At 62.6% G+C, this 22,919-nt stretch carries 21 protein-coding genes and 1 pseudogene; 7 read left to right on the plus strand and 15 right to left on the minus strand.

The features are described from left to right. The first annotated feature begins 214 nt into the window (after positions 1–214). The 5 genes from BM229_RS11295 to BM229_RS11315 all read left to right on the plus strand — a co-directional run bounded on the left by BM229_RS11295 (position 215) and on the right by BM229_RS11315 (position 6,629). Positions 215–2,098, plus strand: a complete 1,884-nt coding sequence (locus tag BM229_RS11295) for a polysaccharide biosynthesis protein (RefSeq protein ID WP_093927735.1) — start codon at positions 215–217, stop codon at positions 2,096–2,098. Between the two features lie 129 nt (positions 2,099–2,227). Next, a complete protein-coding gene (locus tag BM229_RS11300; RefSeq protein WP_244152158.1) occupies positions 2,228–4,420 on the plus strand; it encodes a YjbH domain-containing protein in 2,193 nt (730 codons plus the stop codon). Next, a complete protein-coding gene (locus BM229_RS11305; protein WP_167360239.1) occupies positions 4,417–5,115 on the plus strand; it encodes a YjbF family lipoprotein in 699 nt (232 codons plus the stop codon). The genes BM229_RS11300 and BM229_RS11305 overlap by 4 nt, the downstream gene beginning before the upstream one ends. 51 nt (positions 5,116–5,166) lie before the next feature. Further along, on the plus strand, positions 5,167–6,021 hold the full coding sequence (locus BM229_RS11310) for an SDR family oxidoreductase (protein WP_093927970.1): 855 nt from the start codon (positions 5,167–5,169) through the stop codon (positions 6,019–6,021). A gap of 14 nt (positions 6,022–6,035) precedes the next feature. Continuing rightward, positions 6,036–6,629, plus strand: coding sequence for an exopolysaccharide biosynthesis protein (locus tag BM229_RS11315; protein ID WP_093927737.1), 594 nt, complete (start codon positions 6,036–6,038; stop codon positions 6,627–6,629). Here the strand turns inward: BM229_RS11315 and dxs are convergent. The 5 genes from dxs to BM229_RS11340 all read right to left on the minus strand — a co-directional run bounded on the left by dxs (position 6,626) and on the right by BM229_RS11340 (position 11,050). Next, a complete protein-coding gene (gene dxs, locus BM229_RS11320) occupies positions 6,626–8,554 on the minus strand; it encodes a 1-deoxy-D-xylulose-5-phosphate synthase (RefSeq protein WP_093927738.1) in 1,929 nt (642 codons plus the stop codon). The two genes, BM229_RS11315 and dxs, sit on opposite strands and share 4 nt — an antisense overlap. A 41-nt stretch (positions 8,555–8,595) precedes the next feature. After that, complete coding sequence (locus BM229_RS11325) at positions 8,596–9,480, minus strand: polyprenyl synthetase family protein (RefSeq protein ID WP_093927739.1); 885 nt, start codon at positions 9,478–9,480, stop codon at positions 8,596–8,598. Positions 9,481–9,488: 8 nt separating this feature from the next. Then, the gene (locus BM229_RS11330; protein WP_093927740.1) at positions 9,489–9,731 is read right to left on the minus strand and encodes an exodeoxyribonuclease VII small subunit; all 243 of its coding nucleotides are present in this window, start codon (positions 9,729–9,731) and stop codon (positions 9,489–9,491) included. 108 nt (positions 9,732–9,839) lie between these two features. Then, a complete protein-coding gene (locus tag BM229_RS11335; RefSeq protein WP_093927741.1) occupies positions 9,840–10,541 on the minus strand; it encodes a response regulator in 702 nt (233 codons plus the stop codon). Then, positions 10,538–11,050, minus strand: coding sequence for a MarR family winged helix-turn-helix transcriptional regulator (locus BM229_RS11340; protein WP_067264985.1), 513 nt, complete (start codon positions 11,048–11,050; stop codon positions 10,538–10,540). The genes BM229_RS11335 and BM229_RS11340 overlap by 4 nt, the downstream gene beginning before the upstream one ends. Positions 11,051–11,221: 171 nt before the next feature. On the opposite strand from BM229_RS11340, the gene BM229_RS11345 reads away from it, so the two are divergent. Further along, positions 11,222–12,091 (plus strand): branched-chain amino acid aminotransferase, encoded by an 870-nt coding sequence (locus BM229_RS11345; RefSeq protein WP_093927742.1) that lies wholly within the window; start codon positions 11,222–11,224, stop codon positions 12,089–12,091. Here the strand turns inward: BM229_RS11345 and BM229_RS11350 are convergent. The 8 genes and pseudogenes from BM229_RS11350 to BM229_RS11385 all read right to left on the minus strand — a co-directional run. Beyond that, positions 12,088–12,855: a LamB/YcsF family protein gene (locus BM229_RS11350; protein WP_093927743.1), complete on the minus strand. Its 768-nt coding sequence runs from the start codon at positions 12,853–12,855 to the stop codon at positions 12,088–12,090. The two genes, BM229_RS11345 and BM229_RS11350, sit on opposite strands and share 4 nt — an antisense overlap. Continuing rightward, positions 12,852–13,883 (minus strand): 5-oxoprolinase subunit C family protein, encoded by a 1,032-nt coding sequence (locus BM229_RS11355; RefSeq protein ID WP_093927744.1) that lies wholly within the window; start codon positions 13,881–13,883, stop codon positions 12,852–12,854. Before BM229_RS11355 ends, BM229_RS11350 begins: the two co-directional genes overlap by 4 nt. After that, positions 13,880–14,608, minus strand: coding sequence for a 5-oxoprolinase subunit B family protein (locus tag BM229_RS11360; protein ID WP_093927745.1), 729 nt, complete (start codon positions 14,606–14,608; stop codon positions 13,880–13,882). Before BM229_RS11360 ends, BM229_RS11355 begins: the two co-directional genes overlap by 4 nt. Beyond that, a complete protein-coding gene (locus BM229_RS11365; RefSeq protein WP_093927746.1) occupies positions 14,601–15,536 on the minus strand; it encodes a hypothetical protein in 936 nt (311 codons plus the stop codon). Before BM229_RS11365 ends, BM229_RS11360 begins: the two co-directional genes overlap by 8 nt. 12 nt (positions 15,537–15,548) lie before the next feature. Beyond that, a complete protein-coding gene (locus BM229_RS11370) occupies positions 15,549–16,859 on the minus strand; it encodes a TRAP transporter large permease (protein ID WP_093927747.1) in 1,311 nt (436 codons plus the stop codon). 4 nt (positions 16,860–16,863) lie between these two features. Then, complete coding sequence (locus tag BM229_RS11375; RefSeq protein ID WP_093927748.1) at positions 16,864–17,388, minus strand: TRAP transporter small permease; 525 nt, start codon at positions 17,386–17,388, stop codon at positions 16,864–16,866. A 69-nt stretch (positions 17,389–17,457) separates the two neighbouring features. Then, on the minus strand, positions 17,458–18,447 hold the full coding sequence (locus tag BM229_RS11380) for a TRAP transporter substrate-binding protein (RefSeq protein WP_208604066.1): 990 nt from the start codon (positions 18,445–18,447) through the stop codon (positions 17,458–17,460). A gap of 38 nt (positions 18,448–18,485) precedes the next feature. Further along, positions 18,486–19,745, minus strand: a pseudogene (locus BM229_RS11385) (NAD(P)/FAD-dependent oxidoreductase); the annotation flags it as partial. A 145-nt stretch (positions 19,746–19,890) separates the two neighbouring features. Here BM229_RS11385 and BM229_RS11390 point away from each other — a divergent pair. Further along, positions 19,891–20,586, plus strand: a complete 696-nt coding sequence (locus BM229_RS11390; RefSeq protein WP_093927751.1) for an aspartate/glutamate racemase family protein — start codon at positions 19,891–19,893, stop codon at positions 20,584–20,586. Here BM229_RS11390 and BM229_RS11395 read toward each other — a convergent pair. Together BM229_RS11395 and BM229_RS11400 are read right to left on the minus strand one after the other, a co-directional pair. Further along, positions 20,583–21,797 (minus strand): winged helix-turn-helix domain-containing protein, encoded by a 1,215-nt coding sequence (locus tag BM229_RS11395; protein WP_093927752.1) that lies wholly within the window; start codon positions 21,795–21,797, stop codon positions 20,583–20,585. The two genes, BM229_RS11390 and BM229_RS11395, sit on opposite strands and share 4 nt — an antisense overlap. Then, a complete protein-coding gene (locus BM229_RS11400; protein WP_167360240.1) occupies positions 21,794–22,831 on the minus strand; it encodes a LacI family DNA-binding transcriptional regulator in 1,038 nt (345 codons plus the stop codon). The genes BM229_RS11395 and BM229_RS11400 overlap by 4 nt, the downstream gene beginning before the upstream one ends. Positions 22,832–22,919 lie beyond the last annotated feature (88 nt).

The raw sequence follows: 22,919 nt of genomic DNA on the forward strand, positions 1-22,919 counted from the left end.
TCACAAATGTTAAAGAATTGGTTTTTCCAAGGAAACCATGGCATTGTGTGCTGCATAATTAAGCAGTTGTAGATTCGTTTAAGGATTTAACGCGTACAGGTAGTATATTTCGTGCTTGATGCTATGCGCTAGGGGATGCATGGACGTTAGACATTAACGTCGCGCTCCGAGCGCCGTGCGCTCGCAGAAATAGTCGCAAGTAAGGGAACGGCGCATGCTGAGCATTATCAAGTCGCTGACCAAACGGCAAAAGCGTATGATTATGCTGACGCTGGATTCGCTCCTGATCGTTTGTGCGACTATTTTTGCCTTGGCAGTACGCGGACTACCCGAACATTTCCTCGACACTCTGGGCGGCTATGCCCCGGTTCTGCCAGTCACTGTAATCGTCGGTATATTTGTCTCGATCCGGCTTGGGGTTTGTAGCACCCAGTTGAACGCCTATGAGACCGCAGCGGTCGGAAGCACGGCAATATTGGCGACAATCCTATCTGCCGTTTCCCTACTTTCTGCGTCTGTTCTGGAGCTCGATTTTCCGCTCGGCGTGCACATTATGTTCGGGGCGATCTTTTTCTCCCTCGTGGTGCTTTCGCGCGTAGTGCTGCTGCACATCGTGCTGAAAATCTATCGTTTGGGAGACGGGCGCTGCCGGGTATTGATCTATGGCGCGGGCACCACGGGAACGCAGTTGGTGTCGGCGCTGCGTGGACATGAAATCATCGAACCTATCGCCTTTGTCGATGATAATATCGGCCTGCAAGGGCTCAACGTGTCCAAGCTTCCGGTTTACTCTCCGCTGGGCATTGCTGAGCTGGTCGTTGAAAAGCAAATCGACCGCGTGCTGTTGGCCGTGCCGTCGCTGAGCACGCCGAAGCAGGCGCAGATCGCGCGGCGGTTGGAGAAGCTGGGGCTTGAGGTGCAGACCCTTCCTTCATTCGCCCAATTGATCGGCGAAGAAGCCTTGGTCGACAAACTCTCTCCCGTGGCACCGCGCCGCTTTCTCAACCGGGATGAGATCGCCTCTCGGATTGATGAAGGGGTGGGCAGCTATGCAGATAAGGTGGTTTTTGTCTCTGGTGCAGGCGGCTCGATCGGGTCTGAACTTTGCCGTCAGGTATTGCTCTGCCGTCCGACCAAATTGGTCCTTTTTGAACTGAGTGAGCTTGCGCTTTATAACGCTGACATGGAAATCCGTCAGCTTGCCGAAGACAGCGACATCGAGATCGTTTCAGTCTTGGGCACAGTGACCGATTCCCGGCAACTGCGCAAAGTATTGTCGCAGCATAAGGTCAATGTGATCCTCCATGCAGCAGCCTATAAGCATGTCCCACTGGTCGAGGCGAACCCGCTTTCTGGGTTGGTGAACAATGTACTGGGCACGCAGTCATTGGCCGAACAGGCCGCCCGCGCGGGTGTGGAACGTTTTATCCTCATCTCGACCGACAAAGCCGTGCGCCCGACGAATATCATGGGCGGGTCCAAGCGGCTTGCTGAACTCGTCATTCAAGACATGGCACGCAAATATGGTGGCGAGGCTGGCGTCATCTTTTCCATGGTGCGCTTTGGTAATGTGCTGGGGTCATCTGGGTCTGTCGTGCCGCTGTTTCAAGAGCAGGTCAGCCGGGGCGGACCGTTGACAGTGACCGACCGTGGCGTGGCGCGTTATTTCATGACCGTCGAAGAGGCCGTGCGCCTGGTGTTGCAGGCCGGATCCTTGGCTCAGGGGGGGGAGGTCTTTGTTCTGGACATGGGCAAACCTGTTCCCATCCTCAAACTGGCCCGTCAGGTTATCGAAACCGCCGGTTACACTGTGCGGGATGAAGATAACCCAGATGGCGATATTGAGATCGAGATCACCGGCCTGCGCCCCGGCGAAAAGATGACCGAGGAACTGACGCTCAGCGGTGTGCTTCTTAACACGGCCCACCCCAAGATCTACTCCGCTCGGGAAGATGGGTTGAACGAACTTGAAATCGCCTCGGTCCTGCGCGATCTGCGCGAAGCGCTTGTCGCTAACGATGAGGATTTGGCCCGTCAGGTGGTTTATCGCTGGGTCGAAGGCTTTGCCGCGCCAGAGGCCCTGAGAAAGTCCTCCTGACCGGGCGATACATGTCGCGATATTGCCGCGCATTTGCGGCGCAACAAATGAGCGGCGGGACAGACATTGATTTGCAGGCCGCGTCCGTGCCAAATCAGGGCAACAAATAGTGCAGGTAAGGGGCGGCTCGTGGATCATGGGACGGAATTGAGAACGCGCAAGCTGCGCCGTGGCCCTGCAGTGTCTATGCTATTGGCGGGCGTGGCGCTGCCCAGCATCGCGCTGGCCGACCCGACCTACCACATATTCGAAACTCCAGACCGGCCTTCTTTGAACTTCTATGGCTCGCCGGGCTTGGTTGATATGCCCACTGCTCATGCGCTGCCAGATGGGCAGTTTACGGTCGGCGTATCAAGCTTTGCAGGCATGACCCGCAGCACGATTACCTTTCAGGCCACACCGCGCCTATCGGCGAGTTTCCGTTATGTTGGGCTGCGGGATTGGAACGACGTTGTTCCCAGCAACTTTGACACCTACCGCGACCGCAGCTTTGACGTCCGCTACCTTTTGAAGAAAGAAGACGATTTTTGGCCCGCGATCACCGTCGGCCTGCAAGATTTTGCAGGCACCGGCATTTACGCTGGCGAATATGTCGTCGCCACCAAGAGCTTTGACAACACAGTGTTGCCCGGCAGCATCAAGGTGACCGGCGGTTTGGGCTGGGGACGTCTGGGAAGTCACGGCGGCATCGGCACGCCTTTCGGTGGCAACCGCGGGGCGTTTGATGCGGGCGATACGGGGGGCGAACCCTCATTCGATCAGTGGTTTCGCGGGGAGGCTGCCCCGTTCGCTGGGGTTGAGTGGGCGGTGAATGACCGCTGGACCGTCAAAGCAGAATACAGTTCCGACGCCTATGAAACCGAAGACGGCTCGCGCGAGATTTTTACGCGCAAATCCCAGTTCAACTTCGGCACAGAGTACCAATACTCCGATGGGCTGCGCTTGGGCGCCTATTACCTTTATGGATCGGAAATTGGGGTTAACCTGCAATACCAGCTAAACCCCCGCAAACCGCTTAATCCCGTTAAGATTACCCCCGTTGCACCGCTGAAAGTACGGCCAAACCGCGCGGCATCCCCGGCAGCTTGGGATACGCAATGGGCTGCGAGCACCAACCAGCAGCGCAGCCTGCGCGATCAGGTCAAAGAGGTTTTGGCTGCCAGTGATCTATCATTGGTGGCGCTAAAGCTTGATTCCGCGCAGGCCGAGCTGCGACTGCGCAACGATCAGTATCAGGCTCCGGCGGTCGCGGTGGGCCGTGCTGCGCGGGCCTTGGCTTGGGTATTGCCCGCATCGGTTGAGACGTTCCGCATCGTACTGGTCGAAGGGGGGCTGGCGCAATCGGCGGTGACCGTGCGGCGTTCCGACCTTGAGGCTTTGGCATATGATCCGCAGGCGGCAGATGCGCTTTTGGCCGTGGCCGGCATAGGAGAGGCGGCACCGCGCCTTCCGGATGCTCTAGAGAATGATGACCTCTATCCCGATTTCGCGTGGTCCATCGGCCCCTATGTATCCCCCAGCTATTTCGACCCGGAAGAGCCGGTTCGCCTTGATGGCGGCATAGAGGCCACGGCGGCCTTTCGACCTGCACCGGGTTGGACGATCGCGGGCGGACTAAAGCATCGCTTGTTTGGCAATGTCGGCGATAAATCCCAAGAAAGTAATTCCGTTCTGCCACATGTTCGCACCGATGGGCCGCGCTATGCGAACGAAGGCGATACGTTCATCGACAACGCCTATGTAAGCAAGCAATGGAAGGCCGGAAACGATCTATATGCGCGGGTCTCAGCGGGCTATCTGGAGCGGATGTTCGGCGGCGTCTCGGCTGAGCTTTTGTGGAAGCCGGTGAGCAGCAACCTCGCCCTTGGGGTTGAAGCAAACTACGTTAAGCAACGCGACTATGATGGCGGTTTGGGTTTTCTCGACTACAGCGTCGCGACGGGCCATGTATCGGCCTATTACGAGATGGGCGGCGGCTATCACGGGCAGTTGGACGTAGGCCGCTATCTGGCAGGGGACGTCGGCGCGACGGTGACCCTGACGCGCGAATTCGCCAACGGCTGGAAGGTCGGTGGGTTCTTCACCATCACGGATGTTTCGGCTGATGACTTCGGCGAAGGCTCCTTTGACAAAGGGATCAACCTGACGATCCCAATCGGTTGGTTCCTTGGCGAACCGGACAAGCGCAGCGTTTCGACCACGATCCGGCCCATCCAACGCGATGGCGGGGCGCGGCTTGAAGTGCCGGGTCGTTTGTATGAACAGGTGCGCAGTGGCCACCGCAACGCATTAGAAGATCAATGGTCGAGGGTCTGGGAATGAAGCATCTTGCAACCGGCCTCCTTCTGATCGCCAGCCTTGCTTTGACCGGCTGTGCCGGTGGCGGGCGCGAAGCGGAACGCAGTCCGCTGTTCAGCGCGGGCAGCACGCTGTTCACCATTCTCAAGGCCCGCACGGGGCCAGAGGCACCCGCCAAAGGCAAGGTCACCGTGACCCGTGCGCTGCTTGATAAGACGCCCGGCGCGGTGTTGCAGGTGGTGCCCGAAAAGACAGGGTTGCAAGACTTCCTCCAGCGGGTTGCTCAGCGATCCGATGGCACACCTGGCACGGTCGAAGTCTGGCAATCGTCCGATCAAATACAGGTCATCCTGCGGGAAGGCGTTCTGGTGGGCACCAAGGGGCTGGGCGGTGACATGCGGTCTGCTGAGGCTCAGACGGTGATCGCGGCGCGCGACGGACAGGGCGGCGGGGGCGAACGGCTGATTACGCTTGCCCGGCTGGATGGCACGGCGCAGACGGTGCCCTACGCCTGCGATGTGACACATCTGGGGTCCGAGACGATCCAGATCGTGGATCGGCGCCTGTCGGCCCGTCACTTCCGCGAAGACTGCGCCTATGGCGAGACCACCTTTAGCAATGACTATTGGGTAGAGGCTGGCACAGGCAAAATCCGCCGCTCGCGGCAATGGGCCGGGCCGCAGTTTGGCTATATGGCGATTGATCTTTTGAAAGATTAAATTCACCGCTTGGTGCTTGTGACCAGAGCCCGCGTGGGCCACTTTGACGGCATGGATAAGACGCTTCTATCACTTGGCCACGGCTATAGCGCCCGCGCATTGGCGGCGCGGCTGATCCCGCAAGGCTGGCGCATCATTGGGACCACCCGCAGCCCTGAAAAATTGGATGAAATCGCTGCGACCGGGGTGGAGTCTATGCTTTGGCCCGGCGACGATGTGATCCCGCTTTTGCAGCAGGTTCCTAACCTCTTGGTCTCGGCCGGGCCGGGGCCAGAGGGCGACCCGGTGCTGTTGGACCTGCACAATGAAATCGCCGCCGCGGCCCCTCATCTGCGATGGGTCGGCTATCTGTCGACCACCGGTGTCTACGGCGATCACGGCGGCGATTGGGTGGATGAAAATACACCTCTCGCCCCCTCAACCCGACGCGGTGCAGCGCGGGTGCAGGCCGAGGCCGCATGGGGCGCGATCCCAGACCTGCCGCTGCATATCTTTCGGCTGGCGGGCATCTACGGCCCCGGTCGGGGGCCGTTTGCCAAGGTGCGCAAGGGCACGGCACGGCGGATCATCAAGCAGGGCCAAGTCTTTTCGCGCATCCATGTGGAGGATATCGCCCAAGCGTTGGAACTGTCGCTGGCCAATCCGCAACCCGGCGCGGTCTATAACCTGTGCGACGACGATCCCGCGCCGCCGCAGGATGTGATTGGCCATGCCGCCGAGCTTTTGGGCCTGCCCTTGCCCCCGGCGGTGAACTTCGACGCGGCCGAGATGACCCCCATGGCCCGCAGTTTCTATGCAGAGAGCAAGAAGGTGAGGAACGATCATGCCAAGGCGGCGTTGGGCTGGCAACCGATCTACCCCGACTACCGCTCTGGTCTGGCCGCGCTTTTGGGGTCGGATGACTGAACCTGAGGCTCTGCATGCGTCAAGACGAACACACCTTGGCCCATCTACTCGATAGTATGGAGCGCGCGGCCGAGAAGGAAGCTGTGTCGATCAACGATGTGTTGCACGAGATCGGCGACCGCTCGATTACGCCGTTGATCCTTATCGTTGCCTTGCTGCTGGTCTCGCCCCTGTCGGGCATACCCGGAGTCTCAACCCTTGCGGCGGTGACGATCATCCTGTTGGCCGTGCAGGCCGTGACCGGGCGGCGCAGGTTATGGATGCCGCAGTTTCTATTGCGGCGAGAGGTCGCGGGCCATCGGTTGAGCGGCTGCGTGCGTTTTCTGCGCCGTCCCTGCGCCTTTGTTGACGGGCGTTGCAAGCCTCGGCTTCAGTTTCTGACCACAGGGAAAATGCGTTTTATCACGCTCGTCGTGGTGACAATTATCCCCTTCGGCTGGCCCTTTATGGAGGTGCTTCCGATGATGTCATCGCTCGGCGCTGGCACCGTGGCGCTGCTGGTTTTCGGCCTGTTCACCCGCGACGGGCTCTACGTGCTTTTGGGCTATCTCTGCGTGGCGATCACGCTGCTCGCGGGCGGTCTGCTGGTGCTGACCGCCACCAGTTAGGCGCGCTGCGCGCCTAAATCAGCAACGCCGAGCACGTCGAGCACCTTGGCAGTGATCTGTTCCGCGTTCATCCCCGCCACCGCGTACATATCCGCCGGGCTGGCCTGATCGATGAAGGTATCGGGCAGCACCATGGAACGGAACTTAAGCCCCTTATCAAAGACCGCCGCATCCGCCAGCAGTTGCGCCACATGGCTGCCAAAGCCGCCGACCGCACCCTCTTCGATGGTGATGAGCGCTTCGTGCTCGGCGGCCAGTTTCAGGATCATATCGCGGTCCAGCGGCTTGGCGAAACGCGCATCGGCGATGGTGGGGGTGATGCCCTTGGCGCTAAGCTGTTCGGCGGCCTTCTCAACTTCTTCGAGCCGCGTACCAAAGGACAAGAGCGCGACCTTGCTGCCCTCCCGGATCATCCGGCCCTTGCCGATTTCCAGTGGCGTGCCGCGCTCTGGCATCTCGACCCCGCGCCCCTCGCCGCGCGGATAGCGGAAGGCGATGGGGCCTTCGTCATGGGCGGCGGCGGTGGCGACCATATGGCGCAACTCTGCCTCGTCTGCGGCGGCCATCACCACGAAACCCGGCAGGTTGGCAAGGAAGGCCACGTCGAATGCGCCCGCGTGTGTTGGCCCATCGGCCCCCACCAATCCGGCGCGGTCGATCGCGAAACGCACCGGCAGGCGCTGGATTGCGACATCGTGCACGACTTGGTCATAGCCGCGCTGCAGGAAGGTGGAATACATGGCGCAGAAGGGTTTCATCCCCGCCGCCGCGAGCCCCGCACAGAAGGTCACGCCATGTTGCTCGGCAATGCCCACGTCGAAGCAGCGGCTGGGGTAGCGTTCGGCGAAAAGGTCGAGGCCGGTGCCATCGGGCATGGCGGCGGTCACAGCGCAGATCTTGTCGTCCTCGGCGGCCTCGGCCAGCAGGCTGTCGGCGAAAACGCGGGTATAGCTCGGCGCGTTTGAGGGGGCTTTCTTTTGCTCGCCCGTCACCACGTTGAACTTGGCCGTGGCATGGCCGCGATCCCGCGCGGCTTCGGCGGGGCCGTAGCCTTTGCCCTTTTGCGTCTGGATGTGGATCAGGATCGGCCCGGTCGCGCGTTGATGAACGGTGCGCAGCACGGGCAGCAATTGGTCCATGTCGTGCCCGTTGATCGGGCCGAGGTAGGAAAAGCCGAGGTTCTCGAACAGGGTGCCGCCGACCGCCATGCCCTTGAGCATGTCCTTGGCCCGTTTGGCCCCTTCGCGGAAGGGTTCGGGCAGCAGGCTCACCGCGCCCTTGGCGGCGGCTTTGAAATCTTGAAATGGCGCTTCGGCATAGAGGCGGCTGAGGTAGCTCGACATCGCGCCGACGGGCGGGGCGATGGACATCTCATTGTCGTTGAGGATTACGATCAGCCGCTTCTTCAGGTGCCCCGCGTTGTTCAGCGCCTCATAGGCCATGCCCGCGCTCATCGCGCCGTCGCCGATCACGGCGATCGCGTCGCCCAGTCCTTCGGGGATCACGCCGCCCAGATCGCGGCCCACGGCAAAGCCGAGCGCGGCGGAAATCGAGGTCGAGCTATGCGCCGCGCCAAACGGGTCATAGGGAGATTCGCTGCGCTTGGTGAATCCCGACAGCCCATCCTTCATGCGCAGGCTGCGGATGCGGTCGCGGCGTTCGGTGAGGATTTTATGCGGGTAGCACTGGTGGCTCACGTCCCAGATGATCTTGTCGCGCGGGGTGTCAAAGACCGCGTGCAACGCGACGGTCAGTTCAACCACGCCCAGCCCCGCGCCCAGGTGTCCGCCGGTTTCCGACACGGCCGAGATCGTCTCGGCCCGCAGTTCACGCGCGACTTGGGTCAGTTCGGCATCGGACAGGCGTTTCAGGTCCGCAGGGCGGGTGACCTGATCAAGCAGGGGGGTGGCGGGTTTGTCACTCATCGGAGCCTCTCTGGTGCCGCATTGGCGCATGTGCCGCCCGGCTAGCTGTCGCGGGCAATAACGAAGGCGGCAGCGGCTCGCAAGCTCTGCGCCTCTGATCCATATTCAGATAGGGCGTCGCAGGCCATGTCCACCAATTCGGCGGCGCGGGTCTTGGCCCCGGCAAGCCCAAGGTGGGACACAAAAGTGGCCTTGCCCGCCGCGTCGTCCTTGCCGACCGCCTTGCCGACCGTTTCAGCATCGCCTTCGACATCAAGGATGTCATCCGCGATCTGGAACGCAAGGCCAAGGTGTTTGGCGTAGGCCCCAAGGGCGGTGGCATCGGCGCCCGCCATCCGTGGGCCAGCCATGGCGGACCATTCGATCAACGCGCCGGTCTTGCCTGCCTGAAGCGCCGTGATCTCGGCCAACGACAGCGGCGCGGGGGCGGTTTCGGCGGCGATGTCCAGCGCTTGGCCGCCGACCATGCCGCCGACGCCCGCCGCTTGGGCGAGGCTGGTCATCAAGGTCAGACGCGCTTCTGCAGGGCAGGCAAGCTGCCCGAGTAGTTCAAAGGCCAGCGTTTGCAGCGCATCCCCGGCCAGAACGGCGGTGGCCTCATCCCATTTGCGGTGCACCGTGGGCTGGCCCCGGCGCAGGTCGTCGTCGTCCATGCAGGGCAGATCGTCATGCACCAGCGAATAGGCGTGCAGCGCCTCAATCGCGCCCGCTGCCGGGGCGGCCATGCCGGGGGCGATGCCATGCAGCCGGGCGGATTCGATCACCAGAAAGCCGCGCAACCCCTTGCCGCCCGAGCAGGCATAGAGCATCGCCTCGGCGACCGGACCTGTGCGCTCGGCCAAGGCCGCTTCGATCTGCGCCTGTGCCAAATCACGGGCATGGGCCAGCGCCGCTGCAAAGGGGAGGGGAGTGGACTGTAAGGTCATACAGCCGGTCAAAGCCCTTCGACGGGTTTCAGCCCATTTGGGTTGCCATCGCCATCAAGCGTGATCGCGGCGACCTTTTCTTCGGCCTCTTTCAGCTTGGTCTCGCAGCGCGCCTTCAGCTTGGCCCCGCGTTCGTAAAGCGCGATGCTTTCGTCCAGCGCGACATTGCCATTTTCAAGCTGGCTCAGCACTTTTTCAAGCTCCGCCATGGCGGTCTCAAAGTTCATCTCTTCTACGGGTGTGTCAGACATTGCGCGCCTCGTTGGTCGGAATTTCGCGCGACAATAGAACTTCGCGCCGCGCATTGCCAGCGGGCTGGCCTTATGAATTTTACCTATGTGTTTCGCCGAAGCGTCGGGTCAGTCTGGCGCCAGCATATAGCCCGCGCCGCGCACGGTTTGCAGGTATTGCGGCTGTTTCGGGTCGCTCTCGATCTTGCGGCGCAGGCGGGTAATCTGAACGTCCACCGCGCGTTCTTGCGCTTGACCCCGGTCGCGGCCCAATTCTTCGACCAGTTTGGATCGGCTGAGGGCGATACCGGGTTGCGCGGCAAAGATCTTCATCAGCTGCACTTCGGTCGCGGTGAGACGTACCAGATCGTCACCCTGCCACATCTCGCCCCGCTCCATGTCATAGCGGATCACGCCGAGCGACAGGACTTTTGGCGCGGCATCGGCGGCAGAGGTATCAGGCATACGGCGCAGGATCGCGTTGATGCGCAGCAGCAGTTCTTTGGGTTCAAAAGGTTTGGGCAGGTAATCATCCGCCCCGGCCTCCAACCCTTCAATGCGGTTGTCTGTCTCGCCCTTGGCGGTCAGCAGCAAGATCGGCGTTTGCAGGGTTTCGCGCAACGATCGGGTCAGCGCCATGCCGTCTTCGCCGGGCATCATCACGTCGAGCACGATGAGGTCGAATTCCAACCCGGCCAGCACCCGGCGGGCATGGGCGGCATCGCGGGCGGTGCTGACCAGAAAGCCATGCCGCATCAAGAATTTCTTCAACAGGCTGCGGATGCGCTCATCGTCGTCGACAACCAGCAGGTGCGCGTCGAGTTCGTTCATGGGGCGCTTTCGCGCAGCCGGTCAAAGCTTTGGCGCATTTCGGGGTCCATCATGGCCTCCAATACCGTTCTGAAGCCGGCCACAGCTTCGGGGCCGGCGGTGCGAAAGGCCAGCCGCATGCGCGCGCGCTGAGCGTCCGATAGCTCCTGTTCCAGCTTGCGACCCTCGTCGGTCAGGAACAGGTGCCGCTCGCGCTTGTCATTGCGGCCAACCTTGCTTTGCACCAGACCATCGGCGATCAATGTGCGCAAGACACGGTTGAGCGATTGTTTCGTGACCCCAAGGATGTTGAGCAAGTTGTTCACGGTCGTGCCGGGGGCGCGGTTGATAAAGTGTATGGCGCGGTGATGGGCGCGGCCATAGGCCATATCGGCCAGAATCCGATCGGGATCGGCGGTGAAACCGCGATAGGCAAAGAACATCGCCTCGATCCCCTGCCGCAGTTGTTCGTCGGTCAAAAACAGCAGGCTGTCGCCGCTGCTAGGGGCCATCATGCGCCCGTCAGCCATAGTATGTCTCATTCTCTCTCGGGCCTGTTGGGGATCAGTTTACGTCAGCCTTGTTGACATTCCAATAGTGAAAGGCTATCGAATCTCGTGTTTTGCGCAATTAAATGTCTGCTTCTGCCGATTTTTGCGCAATTTTTGGAAAGATAGCGGGTCATTTGGAGAGGAAACACCATGGCAGGCGGATATGACAACCGGGACGGGCACATCTGGATGGATGGCAAAATGGTCGAGTGGCGCGAGGCCAATGTCCACATCCTGACCCATGCGATGCACTATGCGTCTTCGGTGTTCGAGGGCGAGCGCGCCTACAACGGCAAAATCTTCAAAAGCCGGGAGCATTCCGAACGGCTCAAGCGCTCGGCTGAGATGATCGACTTCGAGATCCCCTACACCATTGAAGAGATCGAAGCCGCCAAGGCCGAAGTCCTCGCGGCTTCTGGTCTGCAAGACGCCTATGTGCGCGCGGTCGCATGGCGCGGTGTGGGCGAAGACATGGGTGTCGCCTCGGCCCGCAACCCGGTCCGCTTGGCCATCGCGGCATGGGAATGGGGTGCCTATTACGGTGACGCCAAGATGAAGGGTGCCAAGCTCGACATCTCCAAATGGAAGCGCCCCAGCCCTGAGACGATCCCGAGCCATGCCAAGGCGGCGGGTCTCTACATGATCTGCACCATGTCCAAACATGCAGCCGAGGCGAAGGGCTGCTCCGACGCAATGATGTACGACTACCGCGGCTATGTGGCCGAGGCGACAGGCGCGAATATCTTCTTCGTCAAGGACGGCGAAGTGCACACGCCGACGCCCGATTGCTTCCTCAATGGCATCACCCGCCAGACGGTCATTGGCATGTTGAAAGACAAAGGCATCACCGTCCACGAGCGCCACATCATGCCCGAGGAACTCGAAGGGTTCGAGCAGTGCTGGCTGACCGGCACCGCCGCCGAAGTGACCCCGGTGGGCCAGATCGGCGACTGGAAATTTGAGGTCGGCGCGCTGACCCGTGAGATTGCCACCGACTATGAAAAGCTGGTGCGCAGCTAAACGCTGCCGCCGAATTTTGCCAAAGTTACCCCGCCGTCCTGCAAACCCTTGCGGACGGCGGTTGCGATTTGAACGGCCTCTGCGGTGTCGCCATGCAGGCAGATCGTGTCGATCCGCGTTGGGATATGTTTGCCGCTCTCGGTGATGATTGCGCCCGCTTTGACCATGTCGACCATCCGCGCCGCGGCGGTGTCGGCGTCATGGATCACAGCACCCGGCTTGCTGCGATCGACCAGCGTCGCGTCGTCGTTATAGGCGCGGTCGGCAAAGATTTCTCCTGCCCATTTGCAGCCCAGTGATTTCACCGCCTGTTCCTGCGCCGTGGCGGCCAGCACCATAACGATAAGGTCGGGCGCCACGCTTAGCGCCGCCTCATAAAGATCGCGGGCCAGTGCTTCATCCTCCGACGCCATATTCGCCAGCGCCCCGTGCAGTTTCAGATGCCGCACTTGCGTGCCGACGCTCCGGGCCATGCCGACACTTGCCGCGACCTGATAGCGGATCTGGTTCTGCAAGGTGCCGCGCGGCACTGAGAGGCGGTTGCGGCCAAAACCGGCGAGGTCCATGAACCCCGGATGCGCGCCGATGCCGACGCCGTTCTCATGCGCCATGCGCATCGTTGTCGCCATGACATCGGCGTCGCCCGCATGCCCGCCACAGGCGATATTGGCCGAGGTCACGACGCGCAGAAGCGCCGTGTCGTCGCCCATTTTCCAAGGCCCAAAGCTTTCGCCCATGTCGGCGTTGAGATCGACGGTGGTCATGTCTTTTCCTTCTCGAAGGGGTCAGCGGTGGCCGAAACCACGCCGGAGATCAGTTGATAGCCCAAGAGGTCGCGGATGCGCGCCGGATCGCGCAACAGCGGCTGGCGGCGCTTGGGCAGGGCGGCAAGGTCGGCGCGGTGGCGCGTCTCGGCGGCCAGCGCCTCACCGAGGTCGACGAACTCGAATTGCAGCGCAGCACTCGGCTGGGCCTGCGCGACGATCGGCAGGTCACAGGGGATCACCGTGCCAATGCGGGGGTAGCCGCCTGTGGTCTGGCATTCGCACATCAGCACGAAGGGCGCGCCGTCGCCGGTGATCTGGATGTCGCCGGGGGTGATGACTTCGGAAACGATGGTCAGCTGCCCGCCGGTGGTGAAGCCTTCGGCGTCGTGATCCATCCGCGCGCCCATGCGGTTGGCGCGGGCATCGCGGCGGAAGGTGGTTTCGGTGAACCGCTGGCGGGTTGCTTCGTCGAAGGCGTCGGTCTGCATGGAGGCGACGATGCGTACACGCTCCGCGCCAAAGCGGTTGTCGCGGGGCAGGGTGAGGTTCGTCTCACCGCCCTTGTCCGCCCCCAGCGGCAGGGTCTCACCACTTTGCAGCAGCGCGCCAATGCCAGCGGCCAAATGGCTGGAGCGCGACTCCATCACGGGCACCACGTCAAACCCGCCGCCAACGTGGAGGTAGCCATAGGCCCCATCCCGCGCGCCGCCGATGGTCAGTTTCGCCCCGGCAGGCAGCAGGTGGCTCGCGTTCCATGCAATCGCTTCGCCGTCGATGTTCACCTGCATCTGGGCCCCGGTCAGGGCGATGCGGGTGTCCTGATCCACCTCGAAACTGCCGCCGCTGCCCGCCATCTCCAGCGCGGCGCTGTTGGGGTCTTGCCCCAGCAAGGCGGCCCCTTCGTGCAGGGCGGTCGGGTCCGCCGCGCCGCCATGGGTCAGTCCAACGGCGCGGTAGCCGGGGCGGCCAAGGTCTTGGATGGTCATGGCCGGACCGGCTTGGAGGATGGTCAGCGTGCCGCTCATGTCAGCGCCTCCCGCTCGGCACCGCCGGTGGGGTCGTCGGCGATCCGGTCGAACTCTTGCCGGGTGATGGATGGAAAGATCAGCTCATCGCCCGGCGACAGCGGGAAGGGCATGGCGCTGCCCGGGCGGAAGGTGCGAAAGGCGGTTTGCCCGATATGCCGCCAGCCGGTGGGGGAGGCATTGGTGAAGATGATCAACTGCCGAATGGCCACGACCAGCGAGCCCGGCGGCACCGATTTCGTCAGCCCCTGCTGGCGCGGGATGTCCCAGTGCGGGGGCAGTTCACCCATATAGGGCTGGCCGGGGGCGAAGCCGATGGTCAGCACCCGCACCCGCGCCTGCGACAGTTCTGCGATCGCCACATCGGGGTCGAGGCCCGCAGCCTCGGCGGCCTCCTCCAACTGCGGGGCGAGGTCGGTGCCATAGACGGTCGGCACATGCCACAGGCTGCGCCCGGCGGGGAGGGCTTCGGCGAACCAGTCGCGGGTTTCGAGTAATCCGCGCAGGCGGTCGGTCATCTTTGCGATGGCGTCCTGTGAAACCTCGAACTGCACAAAGGTGGACACCAGCGAGGTGCTGGTCTCGCTTACTTCGGACCAGTCCTGCTCCTCCACCGCCGCGCGAAAGGCGAGGGCGGCGCGGTTGGCGGGTTCGGACATCTTCTCGGCAAAGGTGACCAATAGGCCGGAGAGGCCGACGCTGCGGATGCGGGGCCAGTCAGTCATTGCGGAGCATCCTTTCGTAAAGGCGCGGCAGCAGCACCGGGGTCAGATACATCGGCAGTTGCCAGCAGCCGATAAAGATCATCAGCGGCGCGATGACATCTGCAGGCAGCGCCACGAGAAACAGCGCGATATTGCGGTTGCCCGCACCGATCGCCAGTGGCCCGGCCACGGTGCGCAGCGGGCCGCGCCGGGTCAGCAGCAACGTGCCCGCCTGCAACAGATAGCTTAGAGCGAAGGCCAGCAGCGTCCAGCCCGCTACGGCCCATGGATCGCTTCGCAGGGCGGGGTTGAGTGCCGCCATAAGCCCGACGACAATGACCGAGAAGGCCAGCACCGACGCGCCGTCGAGCGCTTCGATCTGACGCGCTGAGGGGCGCGGCAGGAAGACATGGCGCAGGGCAAAGCCCAAGCCCGTCGCCCCAAGGATCACCGCCAACAGACGCAGCGCGGCTTGGGCCACGTCCGAGGCTGGTCCGAGTTGCGGCAGCAAGGCCAAGACCGGCAGTACCGTCAGCGGAAAAGCGGCGGTGCCCAGCACCATCAGTTGCATCATCCGCCCGGCGTCGAGCCGCAGCAACAAGGCAAGGTTGACGCTGCCCGTCAGCGCCGGGGCCGCGGCGGCCAGCGTCACCGCCAGTGCGGCGGGGGTCTGTCCCAGACCGGCCAGCATGAAGCCCCCCAGCAGCGCCAGCGGCAGCACCGTCTGCAAGGCCAGTACCGAGGCCAATCCCCAAAGCAAATCCCGTACAGCCCCAAGGGCCGCGCGATGTCCGATCCTGAGCGCGGTGATTGTCAGCAGCGCCGCCACCATCTGCGGCAGCCACCCGGCCAGCGCCGCCGCAAGGCTGGGCAGGGCCAGCCCGGCCAGCAACCCGGCGATCAGGCAGACCCGCGCATGGCGCGAGGCCAGTCTCAGCATATAGCGCATGGCCCTTCACCGCTAAACCGGTGCGCTGCGCAGGTTTTCGGGCAGCCATGTGGCCACCTCGGGAAACCAGATCAGGACAAAGACCATAAAGACCATAATCGCAAACATCGGCAGCGCGGCCTTGGTGATATAGCCCATCTCGTGATTGGTCATGCCTTGCAGCACGAAGAGGTTGAAGCCAATCGGCGGGGTGATCTGCGCCATTTCGACGACCACGACCACGAAGATACCGAACCAGATCAGGTCGATGCCTGCGCCGCGCACCATCGGCTCCACCACGGCCATGGTCAGCACGACCGAGGAGATGCCGTCGAGGAACATGCCCAGCACGATGTAGAAGACCAAAAGCGCCATCAGCAGCTCGAAGCGCGACAGCTCCATCGCCGCGATCCCATCGGCCAGCGCCCGGGGCAGGCCGGTAAAGCCCATCGACAATTTCAGGAAGGCCGCGCCCGCGAGGATCAGCGCGATCATGGCGGAAGTCCGCATCGCCCCCATCAGGCTTTCGCGGAAGCTGTGCCAGTTCAGCGAGCCCTGGAACAGCGCCAGTGTCAGCGAGCCGATGACGCCGATCGCGGCGGCTTCGGTCGCCGTGGCAAAACCGAGGTACATGGAGCCGATCACAACCGAGATCAGCACAAAGACCGGCAGCAGGAAGCGCGAGTTGCGCAGCTTGTCGGCAAAGCTCATGTCGGTCTCGATATCGGGGTTCCATTCTTTCGACAGCTTGCTGGTGATCGCGACATAACCCATGAACATCAGCGCCAGCAGCAGGCCGGGCATGACGCCCGCAAAGAACAGCTTGGTGATGCTTTCATTCACCGTCACGCCATAAACGATCAGCGCCAGCGAGGGGGGGATCATCAAGCCCAGCGTAGCCGCACCCGCCAATGTGCCGATGATCATCTTCTCAGGATAGTTGCGCGCCCGAAGCTCCGGGATCGACATCTTGCCCACGGTGGTCAGCGTCGCGGCGGAAGACCCCGACACGGCGGCAAAAACAGTGCAGCCGACGATATTGGTATGCACCAGCCCGCCCGGCAGTTTCGCGAGCCAAGGCGACAGCCCGCGGAACATGTCTTGCGACAATCGCGTGCGGTAAAGGATTTCGCCCATCCAGACAAAAAGCGGCAGGGCGGTCAGCGTCCAGCTAGAAGAGCTGGCCCAGATCGTGGTGATCATTGCATCGCCCACGGGGCGGGTGGTGAAAAGCTCCATCCCGACCCAGGCCACGCCCATCAGGGCTAGGCCAACCCAGACACCGGTGCCGAGGAGGAAGAACAGGACGATCAGAAACAGGGTAATGGCATAAATCTCGGTCATGGCGTCATTCCCCGAAGCTTTGGTCGACTAGGTCACGGGTGACGCGGTGGTCACCCTTGAAGATGAGGTGCAAAAGGTTGTCCGTTAGCGCGATGGCGAGAATGCCGCCGCCGATGACCATGACAGATTGCGGCATCCACAGCGCGGTGGCGTCTTGGTCTTGGCTGACCTCGTTGAACTTCCACGACCAGTAGACGAACCAATAGGCGTAGTAGGTGAAGTACCACGCGACCGCCGCCGCAACGGCGAAGCACCAGATATCAAGCAGCCGCTTCCCGCCCGCGCTTAGCGCGTTAAGCAGGATCGACACGCGGATATGCGAGCCGCGGTTCAGCGCATTGGCGAAGGCAAGGAAACTGGCCCCGGCCATGGCATAGCCTGCATAGCTGGCAGCGCCCGGAAAGACATTGCCGGTCCAACGGGCGACCATCTGGGTCACGATCAAGGTAAGGATGGCCACAAGACAGAGTGCCGCAAGTGCTCCCGCCCCGGTATAAAGCCCGTCCAATAGTCTGCGCAGCGTCTTCATCCGACCCTCCCTAAATCATGCCCCGGCATGAGAACGGCGGCCCAAACAGGGCCGCCGCAAGTTGTGCGATTATTGCATCGCCTTATAGTCATCGACGATTGCTGCGCCGTCTTCGCCAGCGGCTTCAAGCCACTCTTGCGTCATTGTTTCACCCACTTCACGCAGGCCGGACATCAGCTCTTCGCTGGCTGGCTCCACATTCATGCCGCCTTCGCGCAACCCGTCATAGGTAAACTGGGTGTAGTCCTTGGCGGCTTGAAGGCCGCGCTCTTCGGCTTCGGTGGCGCAGGTGGTGATCGCCTCTTTGTTGGCGTCCGTGACTTCGGCCCAGACATCGGCGTTCACCATCACATAGTTGCGCGGCAGCCATGCGTCGACTTCGTAGAAATGCGTCAGGCTTTCCCAGACCTTCTGGTCATAGCCGGTGGCCCCCGAGGAAATCATCGATTCCGCGACACCGGTGGCGAAGGCTTGGCTGACTTCGGCAGCCTCAATAGTGACGGGCGACATGCCGGTCAGTTCGGCCAAACGCGCGGTGGTGTTGTTGTAGGAGCGGAATTTCACGCCCTTCATGTCTTCGACCGAGCCGACCTCCTTTTTGAAATAGAGCCCTTGGGGCGGCCATGGCACGTTATAAAGCAGGACGAGGTTCTGCTCTTCCAACACGGCTTCGACCTTGGGCTTGGCGGCTTCCCAAAGCTGCGCGCTGGCCTCGAAGGAGGGCGCGAGGAAAGGGATGGAGTCAAAGCCGAAAACCGCGTTCTCGTTCTGGTGGCCGGAAAGCAGACGCTCGCCCAGTTGGACCTGCCCGGTCTGGATTGCGCGTTTGATGTCGGCCCCTGCGAAAAGCGCGCCGCCCGGATGCACGGTGATCTCGATCTCGCCGCCGGTGGCTTCGGTCACGCATTCGGCGAATTGCACGCCGTTCTCGGAATGGAAGTTCGAGGCCGAATAGGCCATCGGCATATCCCATTTCTCGGCCGCGAAGGCGGGCATGGCGGTGCCCAGTGTCAGGGCGGTCATCGCCGCGCCGGCCATCAGTCTTGCTGTCAGTGTCATTTGGTTTCTCCCTTGTTTATTTGCGTGCGCGTTTGGCGTTATCTGTCAAAGCGCTGGGGGTGATACGGGGTTAGATCCGTGTTTGGCGGCTGCCCCGTGATCAATCCGGCGATCAGTCGGCCCGTTTTCGGCCCGCCCGTCAACCCGATGTGGTGGTGCCCGAAGGCAGTATAGACCCGGCTCGTTCCGATCTGCCCGATCAGGGGCAGCGAGTCGCTGGGGGCGGGTCGGTGCCCCAGCCATTCGATCTCTTCCTCGGTGGTGAGGTGGGGGAAGGCGGCCTTTGCCTGACGGCGCAGCAACGCCAAGGGCGCTTTGGATGCACCCGCTTCTAATCCGCCGAACTCGACGATCCCGGCGCAGCGCAGCCCCTCGGCCATCGGCGTGGCGACGAATTTGCCCGCGGCCATCATGGTAGGGCGCGACGGGCCGCCCTCAGCATCCTTAAATACGATATGATAGCCGCGTTCGGATTCCAGCGGCACATTGATCCCCAGTTTGCGCATCAGTGGTTTCGACCAGACCCCGGTGGCCAGCAGCACGTCGTCGCAGGGCAGGGGGTCTTGATCGGTCAGGACCGAAGTGACCTCTTCATCAAGAATCGTGATGTCCTCAACCTCGGCCCGTTTAATAGTGCCGCCCATCCCCTCAAACGCCTTTGCCAAAGCCCGAACATAGCCGCCGGGGTCGGCGATGAAACCATGGTCGGCCAGCCGGGCGATGCAGCTGATCTGCGGGCCATAGGCCGGGTCGAATTCCTGAACCGCGCCACCTTCGATGATCTCTGGCACGAAGCCCGCATCGCGGCGCAGCGCCCAAGTGTAGCCTTCGGCCTCGAAAGCGGCGCGGTTGGTATAGGCAAAGCAATAGTCGCTGTCGCGGACCCAATCGGCCAGCCCCAGATCGGCGCAGAGGGCTTTGTGTTGCGCCACGCTGTCGCTCACGATGGGCACCAGCCCGGCAGAGATGCGTCGGGTGTCGGCATCATTGGCGTGGCTCATGTAGCGGCGTAGCCATGGCAGCAGACGTGGGAGATAGGGCCAACGCAGGAACAGCGGAAACTCGGGGTCGCGCAGCATCCCCGGCGATTTCCGCATCAGGCCCGGCCCGGTCACCGGCGCAACGCCCGCCGCCGCCAGCACGCCACCGTTGCCATGCGAGGTGCCCCGCCCCGGCTCAGACCGGTCCAGCAGCGTTACCTCCGCCCCGGCGCGGCGCAGCCAGATCGCGGCAGAGACGCCGACAATCCCGGCGCCGATAACGACGACATGCTGGCTCATGGGTGGCGGCTTTCGTTTTCGCGTTGAGTCATGGCTGGGTTCCTTTGGGGCATCTTTACATAAAAAATCACCACGTCAACAAAATGCTGATAAAATGTCATCGTTCGAGTTTCACTTGTCTCGCGCTGCCCGCAAATGCACCCTGCGCCCAAACGGAGGGCATATGGCAAACGAGACAGGCGCGCGGCTGGGGATACTGATGCTCGACACGCGGTTCCCCCGCATTCTGGGCGATGTCGGCAATGCGGGGAGTTGGCCCTTTCCGGTGCGCTATGCCGTGGTGCCGGGGGCCACGCCCGAAGCCATCGTTTGCGATGATATGGAACCCTTTGTGCAGGCATTCATTGCGGTGGGGCAGGACCTGGTCGCCGAAGGCTGCACCGGCATCGCCACAACCTGCGGGTTCTTGGCGCTGATCCGGCCCCGTCTGGCCGAAGCGTTGGACGTGCCCGTTGCCGCCTCGGCGTTAGAGCAGGCCGAGCAGATCGCGGCCTGCCTGCCGCCCGGGCGCAGGGTGGGGATTTTAACGATCTCGGCCAGCACCCTTTCGCTCGCCCATCTGCGCGCGGCGGGCGTGCCCGAAAGCAGCCCGGTGATGGGGTTGGAAGGCAGCAGTTTCGCCCGGACGATCCTTGGCAATTTGCCCGACCTTGATGTGCCGCAGGCGCGGGCCGAGATGGTGCAGGCGGCACAGCGCTTGGTGGGGGCCAACTCGGATGTCGGGGCGATCCTGTTGGAATGCACGAATATGGTACCCTACGCCCCCGACATCGCGGCGGCGACCGGGCGGCCCGTGCATTCGATCCATAGTTATCTCAACTGGTTTCACGCAGGGTTGCTGCCGCCCCGTTTCGCCTAAAGCGACGCGCGCAGCCAGTCGTCGGCAAAACAGACTTGGCTCACCCCGGCGAGGGGCAGGAGCCGGTGCACTTCCGCCTCAAACGCCACCTGCCGCCCCTTGCCCCAGCGGATGCCACGTTCGGGCCACAGCGCAGTGATGCGCAGCTCATCCGCGTCGCGATGGGCTTTCATATCAACGCGGCCCACCAGCCTGTCGCCCTGTAGCAGCGGAAAGACATAGTAGCCGTATCTGCGCTGCGCCTCTGGCACGAAGACCTCGATCCGATAATCAAAACCGAAGAGCCGTGCCGCGCGTTTGCGGTCGCGCAGGGCGGGGTCGAAAGGGCTGAGCACCCGAAGCCGTCTGGGCGGTTCGCGTGTGAGGGCGGGGTCATCGGCCCAGCCGGGGCGGAGGAAGGCGGGGCGCAGGCTGCCGTCGGCGGCCTCCACGTCGATCTCTTCCAGCCGCCCCGCGGCCTGCTCTGCCACGCACCAGCCCCTCGCCTCGGCCGGGGAGATATGGGCCCAGAAGGCGGCCAATTCCCCCGCCGTGGCGAAACCTAAGCGCGCCAGCGCCTGATCGCAGCACCAGTCGACCGTCTGCCCTATGTCGGGGGCATTCGCCGGGTCACGCAGCGCAGCGGGCACCACCCGCTCGGTCAGATCATAGCGCTTGCGAAACCCCTCGCGCCCGGTCACAGCCAGCGCGCCGCTGCGCCACAGATATTCCAGCGCGGTTTTTGACGGATGCCATTGCCACCAGCCGCCGCTGCTGCGCGGCTCGTCCCGACCGACATCCGATGAGGTGACGCTGCCCTCGGCTCGGACCTGCGCCAGCACGCTTTGCATCTGTGTTTCAAAGTCGTGCCGCTGCCAATCTTTCCAGCGGCCCAAAAGCTTCGCCGCGTCGCGGGTCCGACGCAGATGCCACTGCGGGTAGAATTCCATCGGGATGACGGCGGCGTCATGGGTCCAATGCTCAAACAGCGCCCGGTCTTTTTCATAGAGCCGCTTGAGCGCCGCAGGGCGATAGCGTGGACGCCGGGCGAAAAGGATCAGATCATGCGCCCGCGCCACCGTGTTGATGCTGTCGAGCTGCACAAAGCCCAGATCATGAATCAGCTTGAGCAGCGCCGCGCCCTTGGCCGGACCCTGCGGCGGGTCGGACAGCAGGTGACGCGACAGGAACAACCGCCGTGCGGCGGCATTGCCAAGCGTTGGGCGGCTCACCCCTGACGGCGGCGGCGCAGGGTATCGCCCAGCGACAGCGTTGGGGTCAGGGTGATTTGGGTCTGCATATCGGGGTCGGGTTCGGGAACAGTCTGATTGAGGATGATCCGCGCGGCCGCTTGGCCGATCTCGTTCCGGCAGGCATCCATTGTCGCCAATTGACGTGGCAAACCTTGCAGAAGTTCGACGTTGTTAAACCCAGCGAGGCCGATCTGGCCGGGAATGTCGATGCCTCGGTCGATCAGGTGCAGCAGTCCGCCCGCGCCGATCATGTCGTTGGAGTAATAGAGAAAATCTAGGTCGGGCGAGCGTTCCAGCATCTCTTGCGTCATCTCGCGCCCCTTAGCCAGCGCGGAGCCGCCGGAGTAAAAGGCGCGGTCTTCGATCTCCACCCCTGCCTTGGCGAGCCCTTCGGTAAAGCCCTCAAACCGTTTTCGCGCGCGGTGATCCAGCGGCATTTTCGTGCCCATGAAGCCGATCCGCTCATAGCCTTCGCGCAGGATCGCCTGCGCCATCTCGCGGCCCGCGCGGCGGTGCGAAATGCCCACCATCGCGTCAATGGGTTTGCCATCGGTGTCCATGATCTCAACCACCGGAATGCCCGCATTGCGCAGCATGGCGCGGGTGGCCTCTGAATGCTCTAACCCCGCGATGATCACCCCCGAGGGCCGCCACGACAGCATCTCGTAAAGCACCCGCTCTTCCTTCTCGGGCAGGTAGTCGGTGACCCCCACGACCGGCTGAAGCGGTGTATCTTCGAGCACCTGATTAATGCCGTTGAGCACTTCGGGGAACACCATATTGCCCAGCGAAGGGATCACGACGGCAACGAGGTTCACCCGTTGGCTGGCCAGCGATCCGGCGATCTGGTTGGGCACATAGCCAAGCGCCTTGGCAGCAGCAAGCACGCGGTCGCGGGTGGCGTCGGAAACGTCCCCACGCTTGCGCAGAACACGGCTGACCGTCATCTCGGAAACGCCACATGCATCGGATACATCGCGCAGGGTCAACGGGCGTTTGGGGGGTGTGGTCAATTTGGTTTTCCTGTTTGCCTCTGCCATAGTTAGCGCGAAGCGGGAGGCGCGATCAAGCATTGCCGCCGCGGTACTGCGAAGCAGGTCC

The sequence above is a fragment of the Sulfitobacter dubius genome (assembly GCF_900113435.1).
Lineage (GTDB): Bacteria > Pseudomonadota > Alphaproteobacteria > Rhodobacterales > Rhodobacteraceae > Sulfitobacter > Sulfitobacter dubius.

Bases quoted from the DNA above. Each gene is read 5' to 3' on its own strand.
- BM229_RS11310 (WP_093927970.1), top strand. From the start codon at position 5,167: ATGGATAAGACGCTTCTATCACTTGGCCACGGCTATAGCGCCCGCGCA.
- BM229_RS11355 (WP_093927744.1), bottom strand. From the start codon at position 13,883: ATGAGCGGCACGCTGACCATCCTCCAAGCCGGTCCGGCCATGACCATC.
- dxs (WP_093927738.1), bottom strand. From the start codon at position 8,554: ATGAGTGACAAACCCGCCACCCCCCTGCTTGATCAGGTCACCCGCCCT.
- BM229_RS11295 (WP_093927735.1), top strand. From the start codon at position 215: ATGCTGAGCATTATCAAGTCGCTGACCAAACGGCAAAAGCGTATGATT.
- BM229_RS11370 (WP_093927747.1), bottom strand. From the start codon at position 16,859: ATGACCGAGATTTATGCCATTACCCTGTTTCTGATCGTCCTGTTCTTC.
- BM229_RS11305 (WP_167360239.1), top strand. From the start codon at position 4,417: ATGAAGCATCTTGCAACCGGCCTCCTTCTGATCGCCAGCCTTGCTTTG.
- BM229_RS11380 (WP_208604066.1), bottom strand. From the start codon at position 18,447: ATGACACTGACAGCAAGACTGATGGCCGGCGCGGCGATGACCGCCCTG.
- BM229_RS11335 (WP_093927741.1), bottom strand. From the start codon at position 10,541: ATGAACGAACTCGACGCGCACCTGCTGGTTGTCGACGACGATGAGCGC.
- BM229_RS11365 (WP_093927746.1), bottom strand. From the start codon at position 15,536: ATGCGCTATATGCTGAGACTGGCCTCGCGCCATGCGCGGGTCTGCCTG.
- BM229_RS11325 (WP_093927739.1), bottom strand. From the start codon at position 9,480: ATGACCTTACAGTCCACTCCCCTCCCCTTTGCAGCGGCGCTGGCCCAT.
- BM229_RS11390 (WP_093927751.1), top strand. From the start codon at position 19,891: ATGGCAAACGAGACAGGCGCGCGGCTGGGGATACTGATGCTCGACACG.
- BM229_RS11315 (WP_093927737.1), top strand. From the start codon at position 6,036: ATGCGTCAAGACGAACACACCTTGGCCCATCTACTCGATAGTATGGAG.
- BM229_RS11350 (WP_093927743.1), bottom strand. From the start codon at position 12,855: ATGACCACCGTCGATCTCAACGCCGACATGGGCGAAAGCTTTGGGCCT.
- BM229_RS11345 (WP_093927742.1), top strand. From the start codon at position 11,222: ATGGCAGGCGGATATGACAACCGGGACGGGCACATCTGGATGGATGGC.
- BM229_RS11340 (WP_067264985.1), bottom strand. From the start codon at position 11,050: ATGGCTGACGGGCGCATGATGGCCCCTAGCAGCGGCGACAGCCTGCTG.
- BM229_RS11375 (WP_093927748.1), bottom strand. From the start codon at position 17,388: ATGAAGACGCTGCGCAGACTATTGGACGGGCTTTATACCGGGGCGGGA.
- BM229_RS11330 (WP_093927740.1), bottom strand. From the start codon at position 9,731: ATGTCTGACACACCCGTAGAAGAGATGAACTTTGAGACCGCCATGGCG.
- BM229_RS11360 (WP_093927745.1), bottom strand. From the start codon at position 14,608: ATGACTGACTGGCCCCGCATCCGCAGCGTCGGCCTCTCCGGCCTATTG.